A 25984-nucleotide genomic window follows, 5' to 3' on the forward strand; every position below is an offset into this window, starting at 1 on the left:
GGCCAGGTCGTCCGTGGCGGGCCGCCCCGGCGGGCGGGCGGCGATGGCCTGGCGCTCGAAGCCAGGGCGGGCCTGCGGCGGCAGCGGCCGCATCGGGGCCGATCCCACCAGGCTGCCCTTGACCGGTGCCACCGGCGGCGCCCCCCTGGCCTCGCCTGCCGGCAGGTTGCGCCATTCGTCGCGATGCATGCCGCGCACCGGGCGGCCTTCGACGAAATTGCGTGCGGGCATGCCGGTGATGGCGCCGGGCACGTTGCGGTTGGCGTAAGGCGGCGGCCGGCGGTCGCCCATCACGATGTTGTTGACGGTGACGCGGTTGATGCGGGCGACATAGGTCGGGCTGGCGCGATAGACCGGCCGGTACGCGTCGCGCGGCCCCAGCGGATACCAGGCCACGCCCGGCCCGCTGCCAATGCGCACGCTCCAGTTCGGCCCGCTGGCGCCGACGAAGGCCACCACCGCGGGGGCGTAGCACGGGCGCACGCGCGGGCCCGGCACCCAGCCCCAGCGCGAGCCCACATAGGCCCAGCGGCCGTAGTGCGAGGGCGCGAAGCCCCAGGGCGCGTCATCGATCCAGGTCCAGCCCCACGGCGCGATCCAGGCCCAGTGCCCGACGCTGTAGGGCGCCCAGCCGGCGCTGACCACGCGCGGGAACCAGACCGCGCCGTAGCCGGGGTCTTCCTGCCAGTCGCCGTAGCCGTCCAGCGCGGCGTAGCCCGGCATCTCGCGCGGCACATAGCGGGCGGACGGCGAGGCGTCTTCGCGCGCGTCGCGGGCCGCGGTCCAGCGGTCGAAGGCATCTTCCGGCGCGCCGCCGCCACCGGCGTCGGCCAGGTCGGTGCCGGCAAAGCGCATGCGGTCGCCGCGCTGCAGCTCGATCGAGCGGCTGTCGCCGTAGACCACGGCGCTGCCGTGGCGCATGGTCACGGTGGTGGTGCTGCCGTCAGGCGCCACGTCCAGCCGGTAGTCGCCCGGCTCGCGCGGCACGAAGGCCAGGTTGGGGGTGTCGACCTCGACCGTCTGGCCCGGCGGCAGCGCGCGCACGCGCAGCTGCAGCGTGCCCTGGGTCAGCTTGACCTGCGTGGCGCTGTCGTCCAGGTTCAGGATGCTGGCCGCAGTGGCGCCGCCCAGCCGGACCGCCACCGTGCCGGCATGCAGCTCGGCACGGCCGCCGTGGTCCAGCCAGAGCCGGTCGCCGGTGGTGAAGGGCCGGTTCAGGCCGGCGGCAGCCCAGTCATCCGAGCCTGCCGGCGCAAAGCTGAGGTTGCCGTCGACGGCGGTCAGCGTGGCAATGCGCGAGGAAGGATCGGCTTGCTGGTACTGGCCGTCAGTCGTCGGCGCATCAAGATAGGCCTCGCCGGGGGGGCCGGCCGGCACCTGGGCCAGTGCAGCAGCCGCCACCGCCAGGCCGGCGGCGGCGGCCAGGGCCGTCAGCGCCAGCCTGCCACGGAATTGGCCACGAGCAGGGGGGACAGATTGGGAAGGATCGAACATGGAAGTCAGGACCAGGACAAAACGCATAACGCACCGGAGCGGCCGGTCGATGTCAGCGGCAACCCTAATGTCACCATACATTGCCCCGGAAGCCGCGGCACGCCCGGCGCGGCAGACTTTGTAAGTTCGTATTTCGCCATGCGGCCATGCCGCGCAGGCAGGACCGCTATCCCAGGCAGGCTGCGGGCGGGCGGGGGGTCAGCGGGTGCCCGGGACGGGCAGGCTCGCCGTCAAAGGTGGAAACAACTTCCCTGACAGGGCGGGGGGCAAAACGGGGGCGGAAGCGGCTCAGCGGCCGGACTGCTGGCGCAGCATTTCGGTCAGGCGCTCGGCCGGCATCGGGCGGCCGTACAGGTAGCCCTGCGCCTCATGACAGCCGTTGGCCAGCAGGAAGTCGCGCTGCTCGGGCGTTTCCACGCCTTCGGCGACCACGCCAATGTGCAGGCTTGCGCCCACGTTGATCACCGAGCGCACGATTGCGGCATCGACCGGGTCTTCGGTCACGTTGCGGATAAAGGACTGGTCGATCTTGAGCCGGTCCACCGGGAACGACTTCAGGAAGCTGAGCGAGGCATAGCCGGTGCCGAAGTCATCGCAGGTCAGCGTCACGCCGTCGCGGCGCAGCGCCTGCAGCTGGTCCGCGACCTCGTCGCCCTGCTGCAGCGCGATGGTTTCGGTGATCTCGATCTCCAGGCAGTCCGGGGCCAGTTCCAGCGCGCGCAGCACGTGGCGCACCTCGGTCAGCAGCCGGCTTTCGGACAGCTGGGCCGCGAACAGGTTGATCGCCACCCGCGGCGGCTGGGGAAAGGCCAGCGACCACGCGCGCGCCTGGGCGCAGGCGGTCTGCAGCAGCCACATGCCGACATCGCTGGCGATGCTGCTGCCGGCCAGGGCGTCGATGAAGGCGGCCGGCGCCAGCAGCCCGCGGGTCGGATGGCGCCAGCGCATCAGCGCCTCGGCACCGTGCACGCGGCCGTCGCGCAGGTCGACCTGCGGCTGGTACAGCAGCTCGAACTGGCGCTGGGCATAGGCTTCGTGCAATGCCTGCACCAGCGACAGCCGCGTGGTCACGTCCGAGCGCATCTGCGGCTTGAAGAAGCGGATGGTGCGGCCGCCGTCGTGCTTGGCGCGGGCCAGCGCCAGGCTGGCCGCGGCCAGCACGTCTGACCCCTGTTCGCCGGCGGCGGGGATCACGCAGGCGCCGATGCTGGCCAGCACATGGTGGCGGCCACCCGCGTTCTCATGCGGGGAGGACAGCATCGAGAGGATCGCCGCACCGACATGGCGCACCAGCGTGGGATCGGCAATGGAGGGGAGCAGCACACCGAACTCGTCGCTGCCAATGCGGCCGATGGCGGCGTCGCGCGGCGAGGCGTCGCGCAGGCGGCGGGCCACGCGCTGCAGGATCAGGTCGCCTTCGGCATGCCCGTGCATGTCGTTGAAGGCGCGGAAATCGTCAATGCCGATCAACAGCAAAGCACAGCGGGGCACCGCCTCGCTCTGCAGGCGTGCCTCCAGCCGCTTCAGAAATCCCTGGCGATTGTCAACGCCGGTCAGCGGATCGAGATCCGAGCCTGGCGAGGCGCCAGTCGCCTTCGCCCCCGACTTGGCCACCATCCCTGCCCCATCTGTAATTGTCGACATTGTTACCCGCTAGCAATTTAGCAAGTGTGACGAAAACTTGGAAAAAATCAAGCAGTTCCGATTGTGGCGGGAATGGCTATGCGCCCGCGCAACGGCGCCGCATTGCGCGTTGAATCGGCTCCCGGCTTACAGTACCCTACCGCGCATCGAGGCCGCCCGCCGCCGCCGCGCTGCCCCTTGCTACCCCGAGAGGCGCCCCTGAGGCGGCTTTGCGGGGAATGGCCGCTCCTGAACAAGAACATCACCGGGACCACACCGTGAACGAATGGACCATCCGCACGCGCATCCTGGCAAGCTTCTCGCTGATCCTGCTTGTCATGGCACTGATGGGCGTTGTCTCCTACACCCGCCTGAGCGCCATTGAGCGCGAAACCACGCTGATGCTGAAGGACGCGCTGCCCGGACTGAACCACAGCACCGGCATCCGCGGCATCTGGGGCGAGCGGTACGTGCTGGCGTGGCAGACCATCAATGCCGCCGACGAGGCCGAGCGGCGCAGTTTCCAGCAACAGGGCCAGGACGCGGCAAGCCGGCTCGACAAGGTCGAGCAGCAGTACGAGACCTCGATCACGCGCGACGAAGACCGCGCCGCCTTCAGGGCCTATCGGGACGTGCGCGCGCGCTACGAACAGGCCGCCCAGGCGCTGTCCCGCCAGGGCGAGTGGAACGGCGCCGCAGCCGCGGCAGCGCTGCGCGGCGAAGCGCATGACCGCTGGGTCGAGGCGCGCAAGGCGGCCCAGCACCTGGTGGACGACAACAGCGCGGTCAATGCGCGGGCGGCGCGCGGCATCGACGACGCCGTCAATGCGGCCAAGATCGGCATCGAAGCGGCACTGATCGTGGCCCTGGTGGTCGCCATCGTCTGCGGCTACCTGCTGCTGCGCGCGATCACGGTGCCGATGCAGTCAATCGTCAGCCTGCTGTCCGGCATCCGCGGCGGCGACCTGCGCCTGCGCATGGCGCTGCGCCGCAAGGACGAATTCCAGGAAGTGGAGGCAGGTTTCAACCAGATGACGGGCGAGCTGACCTCGCTGGTGGGCCAGGCCCAGCGTACCGCGATCCAGGTCACCACCTCGGTCAACGAGATCGCCGCGACGGCGCGCCAGCAGCAGGCCACCGCCACCGAAACCGCCGCCACCACGACCCAGATCGGCGCGACCTCGCGCGAGATCTCGGCCACCGCGCGCGACCTGGTGCGCACCATCCATGAAGTCTCCAGCGCCGCCGAGCAGGCGGCCGGGCTGGCCGGCACCGGCCAGGTCGGGCTGTCGCGCATGGAAGGCACCATGCAGCATGTGATGGACGCCGCCGGCTCGGTCAATGCCAAGCTGGCCACGCTCAACGAAAAGGCCGGCAATATCAACCAGGTCGTGACCACCATCGCCAAGGTGGCCGACCAGACCAACCTGCTGTCGCTGAACGCCGCGATCGAGGCCGAGAAGGCCGGCGAATACGGCCGCGGCTTTGCCGTGGTGGCGACCGAGATCCGCCGCCTGGCCGACCAGACCGCGGTGGCCACCTACGATATCGAGCAGATGGTGCGCGAGATCCAGTCGGCGGTGTCGGCGGGCGTGATGGGCATGGACAAGTTCTCGGAGGAAGTGCGCCGCGGCATGTCCGAGGTCACGCAGGTGGGCGACCAGCTGTCGCAGATCATCGCGCAGGTGCAGTCGCTGGCGCCGCGCGTGCTGATGGTCAATGAAGGCATGCAGGCCCAGGCCGGCGGCGCCGAGCAGATCAACCAGGCGCTGATGCAGCTGTCCGAGGCCGCGCAGCAGACCGTGGAGTCGCTGCGCCAGTCGAGCCAGGCGATCGACGAACTGACGCTGGTGGCCAACGACCTGCGCAGCGGCGTCTCGCGCTTCAAGGTCTAGGGCCTGCGCCCCGCCGCCATGAAACTCTTCCTGCTGTTCCGCCTCGGCGCTGACCACTATGCGCTCGATGCCGCCGAGGTGGCCGAGGTGCTGCCGCTCACGCGGCTCAAGCAGATCCCCGGCACGCCGGCCTGGGTGGCGGGCCTGATGGAGCGCCGCGGCCAGCCGGTGCCGGTGATCGACCTGCCGGCGCTGGCCACCGGCGTGCCGGCGGCGCTGCGCACCAGCACGCGCACGGTGCTGGTCCACTACCGCCGCCATGGCGGCGAGGCCGGCCGGCTGCTGGGCCTGCGCCTGGAATCGGCCACCCAGACGCTGCGCTGCCCGGTGGAATCGTTTGTCGACGGCGGCATCGCCGGAGCCAGCCCGCGCTACCTTGGGCCGGTGCGGCACGACGCGCGCGGCCTGCTGCAGTGGGTGCGGGTCGATGCCCTGCTGCCGGACGACGTCCATGCCATGCTGTTTGCCGACACCTCCGGGGAGGCCGCGGCATGAGCACTGCCACGCACATCGAGGCCCTGCTCAAGGCCCGCATCGGCCTGGATGCGGGCGCCATCGGCACTGGCGCGGTGGCACGCGCCGTGCGTGAGCGCCAGCAGGCACGGCAGGCGCCGGACACCCAGGCCTACTGGGACCTGCTGCACGGCACCGCCGATGAATTCCAGGCCCTGATCGAGGCCGTGGTGGTGCCCGAGACCTGGTTCTTCCGGCATCGCGAAGCGCTGCTGGCGCTGGGCCGCCTTGCCGCCGAGCGCGCCTTTGCCGACGGCAGGCGCACCCTGCGCGTGCTGAGCCTGCCCTGCTCCACCGGCGAAGAGCCCTACTCGATCGCCATGGCCATGCTCGATGCGGGCGTGCCGGCGGGCCGCTTTGCCATCGATGCGGTGGACATCAGCGCCCGCGCGCTGGCCCGCGCACGCCAGGGCGAATACGGCGCAAACGCCTTTCGCAGCGCGCCGCTGGATTTCCGCGACCGCTATTTCACGGCCACGCCCAGCGGCTATGTGCTGGATGCACGCGTGCGCGCGCAGGTGCGGCTGCTGCAGGGCAACCTGGTCGATCCCGGCCTGCTGGCCGGCGAGCCGCCCTATGACTTCGTGTTCTGCCGCAACCTGCTGATCTACTTCGACGCGCCGGGGCAGCGGCATGCGGTGCAGACGCTGGCGCGGCTGGCCGCTGCCGACGGCATTCTCTTTGTCGGGCCGGCCGAGGCCAGCGTGCTGAGCGCGCAGGGCCTGGAGCCAGTCGGCCTGCCGCTGACCTTTGCCTTCCGCAAGCCGTCCGCCGTGCCCGCCGCCAGGGCGGCGCCGCGTGCGCCCGTGCACGCGGCCCAGCCGCCGCGCATGGCCGCACCGCCACGGCTGCCGCGGCCGCCTGCCTCGATGCGGCCCGTCCCGGTCACGCCCCCGCCCCTGCGGCCCGCAGCGCCCGCGCCTGGCAACGATCAGCGCGCCGCGCTGGCTGCCATTGCCGCCCAGGCCGACCGCGGCGAGCTGGAGGCTGCCACCGCAGCCTGCCTGGCGCTGCTCGAGCGCACCGCGGATGCCAACGCCGACGCCTATTGCATGCTGGGTGTGCTGCACGACGCCGCGGGCCGCGCCGCGCAGGCCCATGCCGCCTACCGCAAGGCGCTGTACCTGGACCCGGCGCACCAGGAATGCCTGTACCACCTGGCCGCGCTGCTCGATACCGAAGGCGATCACGATGGCGCCATGCGCCTGCGCCAGCGCGCGCAACGCCACACCCGCAAGCACCATGGCTGAGCCCCCAGGCATTCTCCTGCGCACCGAAAACGTCGACGACTGCTGGCGGCGCATCGGCGTGCGCGGCGACGGCTCGTGCCCCGCGCTGGCCGAGCACGCGCACTGCCGCAACTGCCCCACCTACGCCCAGGCCGCGGCCATGCTGCTGGACGCGCAACGGCTGGACGTAATGCCGGATGCACTGCCCGACGCCGCCACATTCGCCGACGATGACGGGGCCTTGCCGGCCGAACGCGGCACCGCGCTGGCCTGCCTGGTGTTCCGCATCGGCGATGAATGGCTGGCCCTGCCGACCGCCGCGCTGGGCGAAGTCACCGCGCCCTGCCCGATCCATTCGCTGCCGCACCGGCGCGATGCCGCCGTGCTGGGACTGGCCGCGGTGCGCGGCAACCTGCTGGCCTGCCTGTCGCTGGCCCGGCTGTTCGACGCGGGCGCCGGTGAAAGTGCCAGCGGCAGCCGCTTCCTGATCCTCGGGCAGGGCCGCGCCGCGATCGCGCTGCCGGTGGCCGAGGTGTCCGGCATCGCCCGCGTGCCGCAGCCCGCGCTGCAGCCGCTGCCCGCCACCCTTGCGCGGGCCTCGGCACGCTACACGCAGGCGCTCTTCCTCGACCAGGGCCGCAGCGTCGGGCTGCTCGATGCCGCACTGGTACGCCAGGCGCTGGCCAGGAGCCTGGCATGAATTCCGAGCAACTGCGCGACGCCTCGCTGCTGGAACTGTTCGCGCTCGAAGCCGATGCCCAGGCCGAAGTCCTCAATGCCGGCCTGCTGGCGCTGGAGCGCAACCCGGCAGCCGCCGAGCAGCTCGAAGCCTGCATGCGCGCCGCCCACTCGCTCAAGGGCGCGGCCCGCATCGTCGGGCTCGATGGCGGCGTGCGCGTGGCACACGCCATGGAAGACTGCCTGGTCGCCGCTCAGGGCGGCATGCCGCTGACCGCCGCGCATATCGACGCGCTGCTGCAAGGCACCGACCTGCTGCTACGCATCGGCCATCCGCCCGGCGGCGATCCGGGCTGGGCCGAGCACGCCGGCCGCGCCGAGATCGATGCAGTGGTGCAGCGGCTGGGCACGGTCGATGGCGGTGCCGCGGCGCCGGTCGTGCAGGCACAGCCAGCGCCGGACCCGTTACCGGAACCAGCGCCCGCGATACCGGCGCCGGCGGCACCGGCAGATGACACGCAGGAGCGCATGCTGCGCGTGAATGCCGACGCGCTTGACCAGTTGCTGGCGCTGTCCGGCGAGGCCATGGTCGAGTCTCACTGGCTGCGCCCCTTCGGCACCTCGCTGCAGAAGGCAAGGCGGCAACAGGCGCGCGCACTGCGCGCCGTCGATGCGCTGCAGGAAGCCTTGCAGGACGGCAACGCGGGCGCGGCTGCGCACACCGCGCTGGCCGAACTGCGCCAGCTGCTGGACGAAAGCCACGATCAGCTGGCCGCGCGGCTGGAAGAGTTCGAACAGTACGATCACCGCGCCACGCGGCTGGCGCGCCGGCTCTATGACAGCGCGCTGGCCTCGCGCATGCGCCCGCTGGCGGACGCGCTGACCGGCTACGCGCGCATGGTGCGCGACCTCGGGCGCACGCTCGGCAAGCCGGTGCACCTGGAGCTGATCGGCGCCGGCACGCAGGTGGACCGCGATATCCTGGAAGCACTGGACGCGCCGCTGGCGCACCTGCTGCGCAACGCGGTGGACCACGGCATCGAAGCGCCCGAGGTACGCGCGGCGCAGGGCAAGCCGGCGGAAGGCCGCGTCACGCTGCAGGCCCGCCACAACGCGGGCCGCCTGGTGATCGAGATCTTCGACGACGGCGCCGGCGTCGACCTGGAAGCCCTGCGCCACGCCATCGCGCGGCGGCGGCTGGCGTCCGAAGAGACCGCGGCACGGCTGTCGCAGGCAGAGCTGCTTGACTTCCTGCTGCTGCCGGGCTTCAGCATGCGCGACACGGTCTCCGAGGTCTCCGGCCGCGGCGTGGGCCTGGATGCGGTGCAGGAGATGGTGCGCCGCGTGCGCGGCAGCCTGCGCCTGACGCAGCAGCCGGGCCAGGGCCTGCACTTCCGGATGGAGCTGCCGCTGACACTGTCGGTGGTGCGCACGCTGCTGGTGGAGGTCGCGGGCGAAGCCTATGCCTTCCCGCTGGGCCGCGTGCTGCGCGCGGCCTCGGTGGCGCGCAGCGAGATCGAGCAGACCGAAGGGCACCAGCATTTCCGCCACGAAGGTCGCGCCATCGGGCTGGTCAGCGCGACGCAGGTGCTGCAACGCCCCGACGCTGACGCTGCCAATGCGCACGCGCAAGTGCCGGTGGTGGTCATCGGCGAGGCCGAGCGCATCTATGGCATTGCCGTCGACCGCATGCTGGGCGAGCGCCTGCTGGTGGTGCAGCCGCTGCCGGCGGCACTGGGCAAGGTCCGCGACATCGCCGCCGGCAGCCTCACCGACGACGGCACGCCGGTGCTGATCTTCGATGTCGAGGACGTGATCCGCTCGGTCGAGAAGCTGGTCTCCGAGGGCCGCATCGAAGGCGTGCGGCAGGCGGCCGTGGCCAGCGTCCAGGCGCGCGCGCGGCGCGTGCTGGTGGTGGACGACTCGCTCACTGTGCGCGAGCTGCAGCGCAAGCTGCTGGCCGGGCGCGGCTATGACGTGGCGGTGGCGGTCGACGGCATGGACGGCTGGAACGTGCTGCGCGCCGAGCCCTTCGACCTGGTCATCACCGATATCGACATGCCGCGCATGGACGGCATCGAACTGGTGCGCCGGATCCGGCAGGACGCCGCGCTGCGGCAGCTGCCGGTGATGGTGGTGTCGTACAAGGACCGCGAACAGGATCGCCAGCGCGGGCTCGAGGCCGGCGCGGACTATTATCTGGCCAAGGGCAGTTTCCACGACGCCGCGTTGCTCGACGCGGTCCATGACCTGATCGGCGAGGCACGCCCATGAAGATCGGCATCGTCAATGACTCGGCGCTTGCGGTAGCCGCGCTGCGCCGCGCGCTTGCGCTGGATCCGTCGTTCGAGATCGCCTGGGTCGCCGGCGACGGCGAGCAGGCGGTGCAGATGGCCGCGCGCCAGACCCCGGACCTGATCCTGATGGACCTGCTGATGCCGGTCATGGACGGCGTCGAGGCGACCCGGCGCATCATGTCCGCCACCCCCTGCGCCATCGTGGTGGTGACCATGGACCTGGGCCGCAACGCCTCGCAGGTGTTCGACGCGATGGGCCACGGCGCCATCGACGCGGTCGACACCCCCACGCTGGCCGAGCCCGACGCCCAGCTTGCCGCCGGGCCGCTGCTGCGCAAGCTGCGCAATATCGGCCGCCTGCTGGCCGGCCGCGTGGCCCCGCAGCATACGCTGACGGCGGCGCCACGCGCAGTGGCCGCACCACGGCTGGTGGCGATCGGCGCCTCGGCCGGCGGCCCGGCCGCGCTGGCCACGCTGCTGGGCGCGCTGCCGGCGGACTTCGGCGCCGCGGTGGTCACCGTGCAGCATGTGGACGAGGCCTTTGCCGCCGGCATGGCCGACTGGCTCGACGGACAGTGCAAGCTGCCGGTGCGCATTGCCCGCGCCGGCGACGCGCCCCAGGCCGGCACGGTGCTGCTGGCCGGCACCAACGACCACCTGCGCCTGGCCAGTCCCACGCGCATGGCCTACACCGAACAGCCCTGCGACTACCTGTACCGCCCCTCCATCGATGTGTTCTTCGAAAGCGTGGTGGAGCACTGGCGCGGCGACGTGATCGGCGTGCTGCTCACCGGCATGGGCCGCGACGGCGCGCTGGGGCTGAAGGCGATGCGCGAGCGCGGCTTCCTGACCATCGCCCAGGACCGCGCCACCAGCGCCGTGTACGGCATGCCCAAGGCCGCCGCAGCCATGGGCGCTGCCGCGGAGATCCTGCCGCTGCCGCGCATTGCGCCGCGGCTGGTGCAGGCATGCGGCGGCACCGTACCGCTTTGACCCAATGCAATACGTCGCGGCCGGCACCCGGACCGTGACACCCAGGAACTGAACATGCAACCGGAATCCCCCAACCAACCCGCAGCGCCTGCAGCCGACAAGGACTACCTTGCCATGGTGCTGCTGGTGGACGACCAGGCCATGGTCGGCGAAGCGGTGCGCCGCGCGCTCTCCACCGAGCCCGACATCGACTTCCACTACTGCGCGCAGCCTGACGAGGCCGTGGCGGTGGCGCAACGCACCAAGCCCACCGTGATCCTGCAGGACCTGGTGATGCCGGGCGTGGACGGCCTGACGCTGGTGCAGCGCTATCGCGAGAACCCCGCCACGCGCGACATCCCCATCATCGTGCTGTCGACCAAGGAAGAAGCCGCGACCAAAGGCGCGGCGTTTGCCGCAGGCGCCAACGACTACCTGGTCAAGCTGCCCGACAGCATCGAGCTGATTGCGCGCATCCGCTACCACTCGCGCTCCTACCTGAACCAGCTGCAGCGCGACGAAGCCTATCGCGCGCTGCGGCAAAGCCAGCAACAGCTGCTGGAAACCAACCTGGAGCTGCAGCGGCTGACCAATTCAGACGGCCTGACCGGCTTGTCCAACCGGCGCTATTTCGATGAATACCTCGGCGCGGAATGGCGCCGCGCGCTGCGCGAGCAAACCCAGGTGGCGCTGCTGATGATCGACGTCGACGCGTTCAAGGCCTACAACGACACCTACGGCCACGTCGCCGGTGACGAGGTGCTGCGCCGCGTGGCCGCGGTGATCCGCGACAATTGCGTGCGCCCCACCGACCTGCCCGCGCGCTTTGGCGGCGAGGAATTCGCCATGGTGCTGCCGGCGACCTCGCCGGGCGGCGTGCGGCTGCTGGCCGAAAAGGTGCGGCGCGCGGTGCAGGGGCTGGCCATTGCCCACAGCGGCTCCCCCACCGCCGACTGCGTCACCGTCAGTATCGGCGGCGCCGTGCTGGTGCCCCAGCCTGACCAGGCGCCGAACCAGGTAGTGGAAGCCGCCGATGCAGGCCTCTACCAGGCCAAGCGCAATGGCCGCAACCAGGTGATGATGGCGCAAGGCTGAGTCACTGCAGCAGCACAACTGCAACAACCAGTTACACACTGGCGGCCACCGGCCAACCGGGGCACCAGCCCGCCCACGTCCGCCAGGCCCCGCGCCTGCGGGCCTGGCCGGCCCCGCCACGCACGCACGCGTCACCGCTTGTCGGAATTGTCCGACATGCGATTCGGAGCCCCGCGCCTGTCTCGCCGTTGCGTTGATACCTATCGTTGCATCACGACAGGTGCAATCACTGCGCCTGCAACGAAAGACAGCCAACTGGCCACGCGACCGGCGCGCCCCCGCGCGGGCATGGGCCAGATCGTCTCTGACTCCAACAGCAAGAGGTGACCCATGTTCCGATCCAAGACCCTGTTCATCGGCCTCGCGTTAGCTGCAACCGCAGTCCTGACCGCCTGCGGCGGCGGTGATGACGGCATCGACGACCGCGTCGGGCTAAGCAAGCCGAGCATCCGCGTGATCCATGCAATCACCGGCGGCCCGAACGTCGACGTGCTGCAGAACGGCACCCTGACCAGCTTCGTGAACAAGCCTTACAAGTTCGTCTCGACCTACTTCAACGTGGAGACCGGCAACCAGCTGATCTCGTTCAACCGCACCGGCACGCAGACGGAAATCGGCCGCGCCACCATCGTCGCCGCCACTGGCCACAAGTACACGGTAGTGGCACTGCCCGGCGCGACCGCCGCGGAAACGCTGACCATCGACGACCCGTTCGAAAAGGGCCTGCTGTCGCACAAGGCGCGCGTGCGCAGCCTGAACGCCTCGTTCAATGCGCAGAACGTTGACATCTACCTGACCTTGCCGGCCATCGACCTGAATTCGGTGGGCCCGACCTTCGCCAACGTGGGCTACAAGCAGGCTGTGCCAGCCTCGGGCGCCGACTCGATCGACGTGGATGGCAACACCACCTACCGCCTGCGCATCACCACCGCGGGGACCAAGACCGTGATCTTCGATTCCGGCGCGCTGACGCTGGCCAACAACGCCGACTGGCTGATCACCACGATCCCGGTCGACGGCATCGGCGCGACCGTGCCGAACAAGATCAAGGTGCTGGTCGCACGCGGCGATGATGAGTCGCAAGCTGGTCTTGAACTCGTAACGCAGTAACAGCGTGCTTGCAGCTGCCTGCGGCAGGCGGGCAGCATGCAGGAGGCCGGTCCGCAGGACCGGCCTTTTTTGTCTGACGGGTGGCGGCTGACCGCCCTTACTGTTCTGCCCCCGGCTCCAGCTCCGCCTTCAGCACCGCCAGGTGCGACATATAAGCCTCCAGTTCCGCCCGCCCCTGTTCGGTGATGCAATAGACGCGGCCACTGCCTTCAACCAGTTCGGCAGTAATGGCCCGCGCCATCATCAGGCTGCGCAGGATCGGCCGCAACGAGCGGATATTCTTGTCGATGCCGCGCTCGCGCAGCCGGTCGACCAGGCTCAGGACCGTGGACGGGCTCGACTGGACGAGCTTGAGCACATAGATGCGTGAGAAAAACCGGTCAAAAATAGGCGGTTTCATGGGCGCTGTCGGCGCACCCGATGGTGCGGCAATCCTGATCATCATGCGCAGCCCATGACTGCTGCCGCAGTCGGGCACTCTCTGGGTTCTTGATGCGGGCGGACGCGAACGCGCGATCGGCCCGCGAAAGCAAACGGGGTGCGCTCAGGCACCCCGTTTGCTTGCGTAGCGGGCGCCGTCCGGCATGAGCCCGGCCGGCGCCATTCCGGGGAGCGCGCGTGGCGCTATTCTTCCTGGAACGCTTCTTCGCGCTTGGCCTTGATCGACGGCAGCGCCACCACTGCAACCAGGGCAGCGGCTGCGATCAGCAGTCCGACCGACAGCGGCCGGGTCACGAACACGGTGAAGTCACCGCGCGAGAGCAGCAGCGTGCGGCGGAAGTTTTCTTCCATCATCGGTCCCAGCACGAAGCCCAGCAGCAGCGGAGCGGGTTCGCAGCGCAGCTTCAGGAACAGGTAGCCGATGATGCCGAAGCCGGCGGCCATGAACACGTCGAAGGTCTGGTTGTTGACCGAGTACACGCCAATGCCGCAGAACACCAGGATCGCCGGGTACAGGAAGCGGTACGGCACGGTCAGCAGCTTCACCCAGATGCCGATCATCGGCAGGTTCAGGATGATCAGCATCAGGTTGCCGATCCACATCGAGGCGATCAGGCCCCAGAACAGCGCCGGGTTGCTGGTCATCACCTGCGGGCCGGGCTGGATGTTGTGGATGGTCATCGCCCCCACCATCAGCGCCATCACCGCGTTGGGCGGAATGCCCAGCGTCAGCAGCGGGATGAACGAGGTCTGCGCCGCGGCGTTGTTGGCCGACTCCGGACCGGCCACGCCTTCGATCGCGCCCTTGCCGAACTCATGTGCATACTTGGAGGTCTTCTTCTCCAGCGAGTACGCCGCGAACGAGGCCAGCGCCGCGCCGCCACCGGGCAGGATGCCAAGCGCCGAGCCCAGTGCGGTGCCGCGCAGCACGGCCGGGATCATGCGCCTGAAGTCTTCCCTGGTCGGGAACAGGTTGGTCACGCGGTTGGTGAAGGTCTCGCGCGCTTCCTTCTGCTCCAGGTTGGCGATGATCTCGGCAAAGCCGAACATGCCCATGGCCAGCGCCACGAAGTCGATGCCGTCGGTCAGTTCCGGCACGTCGAACGAGAAGCGCGCCGCGCCCGAGTTCACGTCGGTGCCGATCAGGCCCAGCAACAGGCCCAGCACGATCATCGAGATCGCCTTGGGCAGCGACCCCGAGGCCAGCACCACGGCGCCGATCAGGCCCAGCACCATCAGCGAGAAGTATTCGGCGGGGCCGAACTTGAACGCCAGCTCGGACAGCGGCGTGGCAAAGGCTGCCAGGATCAGGGTGGCCACGCAGCCGGCGAAGAACGAGCCCAGGCCGGCGGTGGCCAGCGCCACCCCTGCCCGTCCGCGCCTTGCCATCTGGTAGCCGTCGATGGTGGTCACCACCGATGACGATTCGCCAGGCAGGTTGACCAGGATGGCGGTGGTCGAACCGCCGTACTGGGCGCCGTAGTAGATGCCGGCCAGCATGATCAGCGCGGCCACCGGCGGCAGCGTGTAGGTGATCGGCAGCAGCATGGCGATGGTGGCCAGCGGCCCCAGGCCCGGCAGCACGCCGATCAGGGTACCCAGCACGCAGCCCAGGAAGGCGTAGGCCAGGTTCTGCAGCGACAGGGCCGTGGAAAAGCCCAGCGCAAGGTGATCAAACAATTCCATGGTCGGCGCTCCTTAACCGGTGATGAAGGCCGGCCACACCGGCATCTGCAGGTTGATGCCGTAGACGAATGCGCCAAGGCTGATCAGCACCAGCACCACCGCGTTGAGCAGCGCGCCCTTCCAGCTGAATTCATGGCTGGCCATCGACGACACCATCACCAGCACGAACACCGACAGCACCATGCCCAGCGGCTTGAGCAGCAGGCCGAACAGCACCACCGAACCGAGGATCCACAGCAGCGTCTTCAGGTCCCAGCGCGCCAGATGGTCTTCCTCGCCCCTGGGCGACAGCGAGGACAGCAGCACCACCGCCCCCAGCACTGCCAGCACCAGTCCCAGCAGGAATGGAAAATATCCGGGTCCCATCTTCGCGGCCGTTCCCATGGAATAGCCGCGGGCGACCCAGGAAAAGCCCAGACCGACCAGAACGAACATCAGGCCGGAGGCAAAGTCCTTTTGGCTGCGTATGCGCAAAACGATTCTCCTCAAAGTTCACGAAATGCCATGCCGGGGACGCACTGGCTCGGGCGGCAAGGCATGCGGCGCGCATGCTCCCCGACGGTGACCCGAACCTTAGAGACGTGATCTTTCAGGTGCCTTTCATTTGTCTTGGTTTAGGGGTATTCACCGATACCCCTTGAAAACAAGGCAAATCCAGCCGAAGCGTGCAAAAAAATACATCACAACGTGATGTATTTTCTGGTGAATGATCCGGAAGAAAAGTCGACGGGAATGTCAGGCGAACAAGACGGCACGCGCGCTTGCGTCAAGGCAAGGCGCGGCCGGAAGGACGTGCGCCTGCTCTGGCCAGGCAGGCGACGCGTGCGCTGGGAGGGAGTGCCAGCGATGACACGATGACACACCGATCTTTCGAATGGCTTTCAAAGCCGGCGGCACGATCACGGGCCGCTGCAGCTCAGCGCACGCCTGCGGGCTCGGGCGTTGCCGAGGCGGCCTCCTCGACGACCTCGCCCGCGTCTTCGCAGGGCGTTCCCATGCTGGTATCGGGCGCCTGCCCCACGGCTTGCGCCGGGTGCGGCATGGTGGGCAGGATATGGCTGCGGCGCCAGTTGCCGAAGCGGTAGTAGCCGGCCGCCAGCACCAGCGACACCACCGAGCCCAGCGGAAAGCTCCACCAGATCGCTTCGGCGCCGATGCGCGGCCCCAGCAACCACGCGAACGGCAGCCGGATCACCCACATCGACAGGAACAGGATCACCAGCGGCGCCATCACCGCGCCGGTGGCGCGCACCGTGCCGAAGATGACGATGGTGAAGCCAAACAGGATGAACGACCACAGCACCACCACGTTGATATGCTGCGCGATACCGATGGCCACGCCGTCAGTGCCCAGGAACAGCCCCAGCGAATGCCGGTTGAACAGATAGATCAGCGCGACCAGCGCACCGGTCATCACCACATTGATCAGCAGCCCCACGCGCGTGATGCGCGACACCCGCTGCCACAGTCCGGCGCCGACGTTCTGCGCCACCATCGACGACACGCTCGCGCCTACCGCCAGCGCGGGCATCTGCACATAGGTCCACAGCTGCGAGGCCACGCCGTAGGCGGCGGTGGTCTGCGAGCCATAGGCATTGACCAGCGCCATCATCACGATCGCCGACGACGAGATCACCACCATCTGCAGGCCCATCGGCAAGCCCTTGACCACCAGCGCCCGCAGGATTGCCGGATCGGGCCGCAGCAGCGCAAGCTGGCCACGGTGCAGCAGCAGGAAATGGCGGCGCCGGTACAGCAGCACCATCATCGCCGCCAGGCTCGCCAGCTGCGCGATCAGCGTGGCCAGCGCCGAGCCCGCGATGCCCAGCGGCGGGACCGGGCCCATACCGAAGATCAGCACCGGGTTGAGCGCCACGTCCAGCACCACCGACAACAGCATGAACCAGAACGGCGTGCGCGAATCACCCGCGCCGCGCAGCGTCATCATCACGAAGTTGTAGAAGTACATGAACGGCAGCGCCAGGAAGATGATGCGCAGGTAGCTCACCGCCAGCGGCGCGGCGTCTTCCGGCGTGTGCATCGCCGCCAGGATGGCCGGCGTATAGAAATAGCCCAGCGCCGAGGCCAGCACCGACAGCGCGACAAAGAAGGTGGTACTGGTGCCGACCACGCGGCGTGCCTCGTCCAGGTCGCGCGCGCCCACGGCCTGTCCGATCATGATGGTGTTGGCCATGCTGATGCCGAACACCACGCCCAGCAGGAAGAACAGGATGATGTTGGCGTTGGAGGTTGCCGTCAGCGCGGCCTCGCCCAGGAAGCGGCCGACCCAGACCGAATTGATCGAGGCGTTCAGCGACTGCAGGATGTTGCTGCCGAGCACCGGCAGCGAGAACAGCAGCAGGGTGCGGCCGATCGGGCCGGTGGTCAGTCTGGCGTCAGGCTTCATGAGGCGTCGCGCATGGGGAAATCCGCCCAGTCTATTCCTGCCCGGAGGCGGCTACAAGGACACACGGCCGGCACGGCGCCATGCTTTTTACCTGTATGAGTTATTCCCCTCCGGTTGCGGCCCCCTGCATACTCGGCACGGGACCACCGCGTCCCAGGCCGGCTGCCGGAAGCAATGCCCGGCATGCGCGTGCGCCCTTCAGTCGCAGTCAAAACGAGGAGGTGGGGTCATGTTTGTCGGTTTCCAGCCTGTTTCCGGCGCCCTGGTGCCGTTTGCCTATGACTGGCCGATGGTGGGCCTGTCGTTCCTGATCTCTGTCTGCGGCGCCTACGTGGGCCTGCGCTGGTCGCGGCGCGTGCGCATGCCCGACGGCCGCCTGGACGTGGACCGGCTGTTGTGCGCCAGCGTGGCGCTGGGCGGCGGCGCGGTCTGGTCGATGCATTTCATCGGCATGGTGGCCTACCAGACGCCGACGCACCGCGAGTTCGGGCTGTTCATGACGCTGGCTTCGCTGGTGGTCGTGATGGTGCTGGCCGGCGCCGGGCTGGCGATCGCCTCGCGCCCGCGCGGCAGCCGTACCGACAACGTGGTCAAGGGCGGCGTGCTGACGGGGCTGGGCGTGGTGGCGATGCACTACACCGGCATGGCCGCGATCCGCTCCAACACCCGCTTCGACTGGGACCTGGCCATCATCGGGCTGTCGGTGGTGATCGCGGTGGTGGTGTCGGTGGTGGCGCTGTGGCTGGCCACCACGGTGAAGACCCGCGGCAAGCAGCTGGCAGCTGCAGTGGTCATGGGCGTTGCCGTCTGCGGCATGCACTACACCGGCATGTCGGCGGGCACCATGATCTGCACCAGCCCGACCTACGCGCCCAGCCTGTTCGCCATCGAGGGCGACAGCATCGGCTATGCGGTGTTCGGCCTGACGCTGATCACGCTGCTCGTGATCCTGGTGGTGGAAGCCACCCGCACCGGGGCTGAAGTCGTGCCGGTGGCGCGCACGCGCGATACCGCCTGATATCGGCTGATATCGGCTGATATCGGCTGAACCGGCCGCGGGGACATTCCCGCACTTTCCTCCTGGAAACACACCCGGCGCGCTGCATGAACGCGGCCGCCGGGTTAAGCTTGCGGTTTCACCGCCCACCAGGAGAACACGCATGTACCAGGATCTCGCCCTCTATATCGACGGAGAATTCATCAAGGGAGGCGACCGGCGCGAGCAGGATGTCATCAACCCGGCCACGCAGGAAGTGCTGGGCAAGCTGCCGCACGCCAGCCGCGCCGACCTGGACCGCGCGCTGGCCGCTGCGCAGCGCGCCTTTGAAACCTGGAAGAAGACCTCGCCGCTGGAGCGCGCCAAGATCCTGCGCCGCGTGGGCGAGCTCACCCGCGAGCGCGCAAGGGAGATCGGCCGCAATATCACGCTGGACCAGGGCAAGCCGCTGGCCGAAGCCGTCGGCGAAGTGATGGTCTGCGCCGAGCACGCCGACTGGCATGCCGAGGAATGCCGCCGCATCTACGGCCGCGTGATCCCGCCGCGCCAGCCCAATGTGCGCCAGATCGTGGTGCGCGAGCCGATCGGCGTGTGCGCCGCCTTCACGCCGTGGAACTTCCCGTTCAACCAGGCCATCCGCAAGATCGTGTCGGCGCTGGGCGCGGGCTGCACGCTGATCCTGAAGGGGCCGGAAGACTCGCCCAGCGCGGTGGTGGCGCTGGCGCAGCTGTTCCATGATGCGGGCCTGCCCCCGGGCGTGCTCAACATTGTCTGGGGCGTGCCCGGCGAGATCTCGACCTACCTGATCGAATCGCCGATCGTGCGCAAGATTTCGTTCACCGGCTCGGTGCCGGTGGGCAAGCAGCTGGCGGCGCTGGCCGGCGCGCATATGAAGCGCGTGACCATGGAGCTGGGCGGCCATTCGCCGGTGCTGGTGTTCGACGACGCCGACATCGACCCCGCCGCCGAGATGCTGGCGCGCTTCAAGCTGCGCAATGCCGGCCAGGTATGCGTATCGCCGACGCGCTTCTACGTCCAGGAGAAGGCCTATGACCGCTTCCTGGCGCGCTTTACCGAGGTGATCGGCTCGATCAAGGTCGGCAACGGCCTGGAAGACGGCACCCAGATGGGGCCGCTGGCGCATGAGCGCCGCGTGCTGTCGATGGAGCAGTTCCTGGACGATGCCAGCCAGCGTGGCGGCAAGGTGGTGGCCGGTGGCTCGCGCCTGGGGGACAAGGGCTATTTCTTCGCGCCCACCGTGGTCACCGACCTGCCCGACGACTCGCGCCTGATGACCGACGAGCCGTTCGGCCCGGTGGCGCCGGTGACGCGCTTCAAGGACACGACCGAGGTGCTGCGCCGCGCCAACAGCCTGCCCTTTGGCCTGGCCTCGTATGTGTTCACCAACTCGCTGAAGACGGCGACCGAAGTGTCCAACGGCCTGGAAGCCGGCATGGTCAACATCAACCACTTCGGCATGGCGCTGGCCGAGACCCCGTTCGGGGGCATCAAGGATTCGGGCATCGGCAGCGAAGGCGGCCAGGAGACCTTCGATGGCTACCTGGTGACCAAGTTCATCACCCAGGCCTGAGCGCCCGGGCGCGGTGCAAGGCGGCTTGCCGCCGGCTCCCTCCCCGGGGCCGGCGGCGCCTCCCCGTCAGCGGAAGAAGATGCCGCGCGTCAGGAACGTATGATTCGCTTCTTCCGCCATCAGCCAGACCAGCACCAGCAAGCACAGCGGCGGTACCAGGATGGCGCAGATCAGCGCCATGCGCTCCCATGCCATGTGCATGAACACTGCCACGATCAGCCCCGCCTTCAGCCCCATGAACACCAGGATCAGCGTCCAGCGCAGGTAGCCGGTGACATGGAAATAGTCGACCAGGTACGACAGCGTCGACAGCACGAACAGCAGCAGCCAGATCTTCAGGTACAGCCCGATGGGATGCTGCTGGCCGGAGTGCGCGGCATGCCCGGCATCGTTGCCGGAGCCATGCGCTGGCGTCACCGGGGTTGCGGGAGTTGCCGGATTCGATGCCATGGCAGTCACCAGAGATAGAACAACGCAAAGATAAAGACCCAGACCAGGTCGACGAAGTGCCAGTACAGGCCCGCGATCTCCACGATCTGGTAGTTGCCGGTGGCCTCGTAGCGCCCGCGCAGCACGCGCGTGGCCACGATCAGCAGGTACACCACGCCGCACGACACATGCAGGCCGTGGAAGCCCGTGATCATGAAGAAGGTCGAGCCGAACTGCGCCGCCCCCATCGGGTTGGTCCACGGACGCACGCCCTCGTCCACGATCAGCTTGGTCCATTCGAAGGCCTGCATGCCGACGAACATGACGCCGAACAGCGCGGTGACGAACATCAGGATGGCGCACTCGCGGCGCGCGCGCCGGTAGGCAAAGTTGACCGCCATCGCCATGGTGCCGCTGCTGGTGATCAGCACGAAGGTCATGATGGCGATCAGCAGCAACGGGATGTCGGCGCCACCCACGTGCAGCGCGAACACCTCGCTGGGATTGGGCCACGGCACCGTGGTCGACATGCGCACGGTCATGTAGCCGGTCAGGAAGCAGCTGAAGACGAAGGTGTCGGACAGCAGGAAGATCCACATCATGGCCTTGCCCCACGACACCTTGAAGGCCTGCTGGTCCGACGACCAGTCGGCCAGCAGGCCGCGCACGCCGCCCACCGGGGGCGCGGGCGCCACGCCGGGTGGGCCCGATGGCGAAGACAGTTGCGTTGACATGCCGGTCCTCCTTGCTGCCGCCGCCGCTAGGCCGTGCCGCAGATATAGCGCACCAGTTCGGGCGTGAGCCACCCCAGCGCCGCCAGCAGCACCACCCATACCGCCAGCAGGAAATGCCAGTAGCGCGCGCACAGCCGCATGCGCAGCACCGCGGCCTCGCCGCTGCCGCGTGACGACATGGCAAAGCCCCAGCCGGCCAGGCCGCCCAGCACGTGCAGGCCGTGCATCGCGGTCAGCAGGTAGAAGAAGCTGCCGGCCGGGTTGCCGGCAGGCATCACCTGCATCGCGCCCAGTGCCTGCCAGGCCCACAGCTGCGAGGCGACGAAGCCGGCCGCGCCCAGACCGCCCAGGCGCAGCGCCTGCCTGGCCACGGCCATCTCGCCCCGGCCCGCGGCGCGCGACGACACCGCCATCGCCACGCTGCCCGCGGCCAGCAGCGCGGTGGACAGCCACACCTGCCAGGGCAGCCCGATGCGGTGCCAGTCCGGGCTGTCCATGCGCAGCGCATAGGCGGTCAGGAACAGCGCAAACAGCGAGGTCACCACGCCCATGAACACCCACAGGCCGATGCTTGCGGGAGCGCGCCCTTGCGGCCGGTGGTTGGCGGCATTCTCGTCGGACGGGTTGCCGCCGAAATCGTCGCGGCTGACCTTGTACAGGGCTTCGGCGTTCATGCGACGGCTCCGCGGCTGGCATGCGGTTCAGGCTCGGCGCCGCCCTCTTCCGGCGGCGCGTTCTGCGCGATAAAGTCCTCGCGCGCGCCCGGCACGCTGTAGGCATAGGCCCAGCGGTACACCACCGGCAGGTGCGGCCCCCAGTTGCCGTGCGCGGGCGGCGTCTGCGGCGTCTGCCATTCCAGCGAGGCCGCGCGCCACGGGTTGGCGTCGGCCTTGCGGCCATGCCACAGGCTCCACACCAGGTTGAAGACAAAGAGCAGCTGCGCCGTGGCGACGATGAAGGCGGCCACCGAGATGTACATGTTCATCACATGCGCCGACTCCGGGATAAAGGCGTAGTTCTCGTAGGCGTAGTAGCGGCGCGGCATGCCCAGCACGCCCAGGTAGTGCATCGGGAAGAAGATGGCGTAGGTGCCGACGAAGGTGACCCAGAAATGGATCCGGCCCATGCTGTCGTCCAGCATCCGGCCAGTGACCTTCGGGTACCAGTGGTAGAGGCCGCCGAACACCACCAGGATCGGCGACACGCCCATCACCATATGGAAGTGCGCCACCACGAAGTAGGTGTTGGACAGCGGGATATCCACGCTGACATTGCCCAGGAACAGCCCGGTCAGGCCACCGATGACGAAGGTGCTAATGAAAGCAATCGCGAACAGCATCGGCACGGTGAAATGAATATCGCCGCGCCATAGCGTGATGACCCAGTTGTAGACCTTGATCGCGGTGGGGATGGCGATGATCAGCGTGGTGGTGGCAAAGAAGAAGCCGAAGTATGGGTTCATGCCGCTGACGAACATGTGGTGGGCCCACACCACCACCGACAGCACCCCGATCGCCAGGATTGCCCACACCATGGTGCGGTAGCCGAAGATGCTCTTGCGCGAATGCACGCTGACCAGGTCCGAGACGATGCCGAAGGCCGGCAGCGCGACGATATACACCTCGGGGTGGCCGAAGAACCAGAACAGGTGCTGGAACAGCAGCGGGCTGCCGCCCTTGTACTGCAGCTGCTGCCCCATCGACACCATCGCCGGCATGAAGAAGCTGGTGCCGAGGGTCTTGTCCAGCAGCATCATCACCGCCGACACGAACAGCGCCGGGAACGCCAGCAGCGCCAGGATGGTGGCCATGAAGATGCCCCATACCGACAGCGGCATGCGCAGCAGCGTCATCCCTTCCGTGCGCGCCTGCAGCACGGTGGTGACGTAGTTGAGGCCGCCCATGGTGGCCGCGACGATAAAGATCGCCAGCGACACCAGCATCAGGATGATGCCCCAGTCATGGCCCGGGGTGCCGGGCAGGATGGCCTGCGGCGGGTATAGCGTCCAGCCCGCGCCGGTGGGCCCGCCGGGCACGAAGAAGCTGGCCAGCAGCACGATCACCGACAGCAGGTAGACCCAGAAGCTGAGCATGTTGAGGAAGGGGAACACCATGTCGCGCGCCCCCACCATCAGCGGGATCAGGTAGTTGCCGAAGCCGCCCAGGAACAGCGCGGTCAGCAGGTAGATCACCATGATCATGCCGTGCATGGTGACGAACTGGTAGTAGCGGTTGGCGTCGATGAACTCGAAGCGCCCCGGGAAGCCAAGCTGCATGCGCATCAGGTTGGACAGCGCCACGCCCACCAGGCCCACCACGATCGCCACGATGGTGTACTGCACGGCGATCACCTTGTGGTCCTGGCTCCAGACATAGCGGGTCCAGAAGCTCTGCGGCGCGTGATGGGCGGCATCGTCGGCATAAGCCATGCGGGTCTCCTCACTTCCTGGCGGGCGCGGGTGCCGCCGAGGGCGGCACGGCCACGGCCGTCGAAGTCGTATAGGTGCCGGACGCGGCCCCGGGCGTGGCAGCGGGCGCCCCAGAGCCAGCGGTTGCCGTGGTGGCGGCGCTGGTCGCGGCAGCCGGGCCGGCGGGCACGTCCGCGGGCGCCACCGGCGCCACCGTGCCGGCTTCCGCCGCGCCGCTGGCGGCCGACTTGATATAGGCGGTCAGCGCCGCGACCTCATCCTCGCTCATCGGCAACTTCGGCATTACCGGGCCGAAGCCCTTGACCAGCCGCGCATTGGGGTCGGTGATCTCCTTGTGCAGGAACGCATCGTCCACCTTGGCGCTGCTGCCATCGACAAAGGTCTCGGTCTTGCCGTACAGGCCCTTCCAGGTCGGCCCCACGCCCGGATTGCCGTCGATGCTGTGGCAGCCGACGCAGCCCTTGCTCTGCGCCAGCGCGCGTCCCTTCTCGACGGTGCCGGCGTCGCCCGCGGCGCCGGGTGCGGCAGCGGCCATTGCCGCCGGCGGTGCCGCGGCCTTCGCCAGCGTCATGGCAAAGGTCTGCTGCCTGGCCAGCCATGCCTCGTACGCAGCCGGTTCTTCCACCACCACCGTGCCGCGCATGTTGTAGTGCCCCACGCCGCACAGCTGCGCGCACAGGATATCGAAGCGCCCCGCCTGCGTCGGCGTGAACCAGAACGACGTCACCATGCCCGGCACCATGTTCATGCGCGCGCGGAACGGCGGCACGTAGAAGTCATGCAGCACGTCCTTGGAGCGCAACAGCACCTTGACCGGCTTGTTCAGCGGCAGGTGCACCTCCGGTCCGACGATCACGATATTGTCCAGGCCGCGCGGATCGTCGGGGTCCAGCCCGAGCGGATTCGCACCGGTGACAAAGCGCGCATCGGAAGCACCCAGCTGGCCGCTCTTGCCGGGAAAGCGGAAGGCCCAGGACCACTGCTGCCCCACCACTTCCATCACCATCGCTTCGCGCGGCGGGCGCACGTAGTCGGCATAGACGAACAGGCCCGGCGCCAGCAGCAGCACCACGCCCAGCGTGGTGCCGCCGATCAGCCACAGTTCGAGCTTGCTGTTCTCCGGGTGGTAGGACGCGCGGTGGCCGGTGCCGCCATTGGGATGCGGCGCCTCATGCCGGAAGCGCCAGACGATGTAGCCGACAAACAGGTTGATGCCGATGAAGAAAATGCCGGTGATGACCAGGGTAATGGTCAGCGTGTCGTCCATCTGCTGCCAGTTGGACGCCAGCGGGGTCGCCCACCACGGGCTCATGAAATGGAAGAGCACCGAAGCGACGACCATGACTACGAGTGCGATGGCCAACGCCATATCCACCCTCCTCCTCGCGCGCGGCGAGGGATGCGCAAGTCACGCAGGTAGACATAAGACTAGTGCATGCCGTCAGGTCACTGCAAGGCGACATGCCAATGCATTGGTGTCGCACTGCACAAGCGCGCAGTGCGAGAAAAAGCGGCGGCGGGAACCCCTGGTTCCGGCCGCCGCAGGCCTTGCGCGCGTACCCGCCCAAGGGCTGGCGCGCGCAACGCAACCGTCATGAGCCGGCGCTCGCCGCGCCCTGCCCCGAAGCGCTGTCAGTGCGATACGTCCTTGCTCTCCAGCTTCCAGTAGCATGCCGCCGCGGCCATCCCGAAGATCAGATGCCCGATGAAGGTATGCCACCCGCGCACCTCGACAAACCAGTGGAAGGCCAGCGTCATCACATAGAAATTGAAGAAGTACACCACCATGCCAAACACGGCGCCCGCCAGCATTGCCATGCCCAGGCTCGAATCCAGCGTGAATGGCGCGATGATGGCCGCCAGGATCATGCCCAGCACGGCGCCCAGCACGAAATGGATCACCAGCGCCGCGGCCACCGTGCCGACGGTAAACGTTGCGCTCTGCAGCACGTCCTGGCCCATCAGGATCCCGGCGATCATGCGCGTGGCGATCCACGGGTTCACGCCCGACACCATCGACGACCAGAACAGCTCCAGCACCAGCAGCAACGCCCCGGCCGCCAGCCCCGAGACCGCTGCCGCGGTCCAGTCCGGCTGCCGCCGCACGTAGTGGTGCGATTGGATGTGAAGTTCCATAGCCACCTCCGTCTCTCTCGGTCCGCGGGGCATTGGACTTGAATGGGAACGGGGCCCCGCGTCTCTGATCAGCATAGGACACGTGTTTCCCGCTTCGGGGTTCGCATGGCGAAAAACGTGGGGCATGCGTACGCAGCGCAACGCCTGAACCGTCATAAGTGCGCGCATCGGTACCTGGGTGGCATCCGCATCTCGCGGGTTCGGGACAATCCCGATGCGCGCAGCCATG

22 protein-coding genes are annotated in these 25984 nt (G+C 68.5%); 10 read left to right on the forward strand and 12 right to left on the reverse strand.

What is annotated here, in order from left to right; translation table 11 throughout:
* The coding region (locus AC3WLF_RS10650) for a DUF6600 domain-containing protein (RefSeq protein ID WP_492358186.1) at positions 1-1494 on the reverse strand (1494 nt) is incomplete at its 3' end.
* Positions 1495-1782: 288 nt separating this feature from the next.
* Positions 1783-3111 carry a putative bifunctional diguanylate cyclase/phosphodiesterase gene (locus AC3WLF_RS10655; protein ID WP_011617609.1) on the reverse strand — a complete coding sequence of 443 codons (1329 nt, stop codon included), beginning with the start codon at positions 3109-3111 and terminating at the stop codon, positions 1783-1785.
* A 245-nt stretch (positions 3112-3356) separates the two neighbouring features.
* Between AC3WLF_RS10655 and AC3WLF_RS10660 the strand changes: the two genes are divergently transcribed.
* The 8 genes from AC3WLF_RS10660 (at position 3357) to AC3WLF_RS10695 (ending at position 12906) form a co-directional block, all read left to right on the forward strand.
* Positions 3357-5012, forward strand: coding sequence for a methyl-accepting chemotaxis protein (locus AC3WLF_RS10660; RefSeq protein WP_492317312.1), 1656 nt, complete (start codon positions 3357-3359; stop codon positions 5010-5012).
* Positions 5013-5030: 18 nt separating this feature from the next.
* Complete coding sequence (locus AC3WLF_RS10665; RefSeq protein WP_492317311.1) at positions 5031-5507, forward strand: chemotaxis protein CheW; 477 nt, start codon at positions 5031-5033, stop codon at positions 5505-5507.
* On the forward strand, positions 5504-6775 hold the full coding sequence (locus tag AC3WLF_RS10670) for a CheR family methyltransferase (RefSeq protein WP_492317310.1): 1272 nt from the start codon (positions 5504-5506) through the stop codon (positions 6773-6775). The genes AC3WLF_RS10665 and AC3WLF_RS10670 overlap by 4 nt, the downstream gene beginning before the upstream one ends.
* The gene (locus AC3WLF_RS10675) at positions 6768-7454 is read left to right on the forward strand and encodes a chemotaxis protein CheW (protein WP_492317309.1); all 687 of its coding nucleotides are present in this window, start codon (positions 6768-6770) and stop codon (positions 7452-7454) included. Before AC3WLF_RS10670 ends, AC3WLF_RS10675 begins: the two co-directional genes overlap by 8 nt.
* Positions 7451-9706 carry a hybrid sensor histidine kinase/response regulator gene (locus tag AC3WLF_RS10680; protein ID WP_492351582.1) on the forward strand — a complete coding sequence of 752 codons (2256 nt, stop codon included), beginning with the start codon at positions 7451-7453 and terminating at the stop codon, positions 9704-9706. Before AC3WLF_RS10675 ends, AC3WLF_RS10680 begins: the two co-directional genes overlap by 4 nt.
* Positions 9703-10722 (forward strand): chemotaxis response regulator protein-glutamate methylesterase, encoded by a 1020-nt coding sequence (locus AC3WLF_RS10685; RefSeq protein ID WP_492317307.1) that lies wholly within the window; start codon positions 9703-9705, stop codon positions 10720-10722. The genes AC3WLF_RS10680 and AC3WLF_RS10685 overlap by 4 nt, the downstream gene beginning before the upstream one ends.
* A gap of 54 nt (positions 10723-10776) precedes the next feature.
* A complete protein-coding gene (locus tag AC3WLF_RS10690; RefSeq protein WP_492358187.1) occupies positions 10777-11796 on the forward strand; it encodes a diguanylate cyclase domain-containing protein in 1020 nt (339 codons plus the stop codon).
* Between the two features lie 330 nt (positions 11797-12126).
* Positions 12127-12906 (forward strand): DUF4397 domain-containing protein, encoded by a 780-nt coding sequence (locus AC3WLF_RS10695; RefSeq protein WP_492317305.1) that lies wholly within the window; start codon positions 12127-12129, stop codon positions 12904-12906.
* 97 nt (positions 12907-13003) lie between these two features.
* Here AC3WLF_RS10695 and AC3WLF_RS10700 read toward each other — a convergent pair whose 3' ends face one another.
* The 4 genes from AC3WLF_RS10700 to AC3WLF_RS10715 all read right to left on the reverse strand — a co-directional run bounded on the left by AC3WLF_RS10700 (position 13004) and on the right by AC3WLF_RS10715 (position 17440).
* Positions 13004-13306 (reverse strand): helix-turn-helix transcriptional regulator, encoded by a 303-nt coding sequence (locus tag AC3WLF_RS10700; RefSeq protein ID WP_035824204.1) that lies wholly within the window; start codon positions 13304-13306, stop codon positions 13004-13006.
* 224 nt (positions 13307-13530) lie between these two features.
* Positions 13531-15033: a tripartite tricarboxylate transporter permease gene (locus AC3WLF_RS10705; protein WP_010811082.1), complete on the reverse strand. Its 1503-nt coding sequence runs from the start codon at positions 15031-15033 to the stop codon at positions 13531-13533.
* 12 nt (positions 15034-15045) lie between these two features.
* Positions 15046-15507: a tripartite tricarboxylate transporter TctB family protein gene (locus AC3WLF_RS10710; RefSeq protein WP_492351584.1), complete on the reverse strand. Its 462-nt coding sequence runs from the start codon at positions 15505-15507 to the stop codon at positions 15046-15048.
* Positions 15508-15949: 442 nt separating this feature from the next.
* On the reverse strand, positions 15950-17440 hold the full coding sequence (locus AC3WLF_RS10715; RefSeq protein WP_492317304.1) for an MATE family efflux transporter: 1491 nt from the start codon (positions 17438-17440) through the stop codon (positions 15950-15952).
* Positions 17441-17669: 229 nt separating this feature from the next.
* Here AC3WLF_RS10715 and AC3WLF_RS10720 point away from each other — a divergent pair, with 229 nt between their 5' ends.
* On the forward strand, positions 17670-18458 hold the full coding sequence (locus AC3WLF_RS10720) for an MHYT domain-containing protein (RefSeq protein ID WP_492317303.1): 789 nt from the start codon (positions 17670-17672) through the stop codon (positions 18456-18458).
* Between the two features lie 142 nt (positions 18459-18600).
* Complete coding sequence (locus tag AC3WLF_RS10725) at positions 18601-20028, forward strand: NAD-dependent succinate-semialdehyde dehydrogenase (protein WP_492358188.1); 1428 nt, start codon at positions 18601-18603, stop codon at positions 20026-20028.
* Positions 20029-20094: 66 nt separating this feature from the next.
* On the opposite strand, the gene AC3WLF_RS10730 is transcribed toward AC3WLF_RS10725, so the two are convergent.
* The 6 genes from AC3WLF_RS10730 to AC3WLF_RS10755 form a co-directional block, all read right to left on the reverse strand.
* Positions 20095-20478, reverse strand: a complete 384-nt coding sequence (locus AC3WLF_RS10730; RefSeq protein ID WP_010811077.1) for a cytochrome C oxidase subunit IV family protein — start codon at positions 20476-20478, stop codon at positions 20095-20097.
* A 5-nt stretch (positions 20479-20483) separates the two neighbouring features.
* Positions 20484-21191 (reverse strand): heme-copper oxidase subunit III family protein, encoded by a 708-nt coding sequence (locus AC3WLF_RS10735; protein ID WP_492317301.1) that lies wholly within the window; start codon positions 21189-21191, stop codon positions 20484-20486.
* A 26-nt stretch (positions 21192-21217) separates the two neighbouring features.
* A complete protein-coding gene (locus tag AC3WLF_RS10740; protein WP_492317300.1) occupies positions 21218-21865 on the reverse strand; it encodes a bb3-type cytochrome oxidase subunit III in 648 nt (215 codons plus the stop codon).
* A complete protein-coding gene (gene ctaD / locus AC3WLF_RS10745; RefSeq protein WP_010811074.1) occupies positions 21862-23619 on the reverse strand; it encodes a cytochrome c oxidase subunit I in 1758 nt (585 codons plus the stop codon). The genes AC3WLF_RS10740 and ctaD overlap by 4 nt, the downstream gene beginning before the upstream one ends.
* Before the next feature lie 10 nt (positions 23620-23629).
* Positions 23630-24988: a cytochrome c oxidase subunit II gene (locus AC3WLF_RS10750; RefSeq protein WP_492358189.1), complete on the reverse strand. Its 1359-nt coding sequence runs from the start codon at positions 24986-24988 to the stop codon at positions 23630-23632.
* Between the two features lie 263 nt (positions 24989-25251).
* Positions 25252-25755: a hypothetical protein gene (locus AC3WLF_RS10755; RefSeq protein ID WP_492358190.1), complete on the reverse strand. Its 504-nt coding sequence runs from the start codon at positions 25753-25755 to the stop codon at positions 25252-25254.
* Positions 25756-25984: the final 229 nt, after the last annotated feature.

This window comes from Cupriavidus sp. FW306-01-F10A (assembly GCF_058782785.1).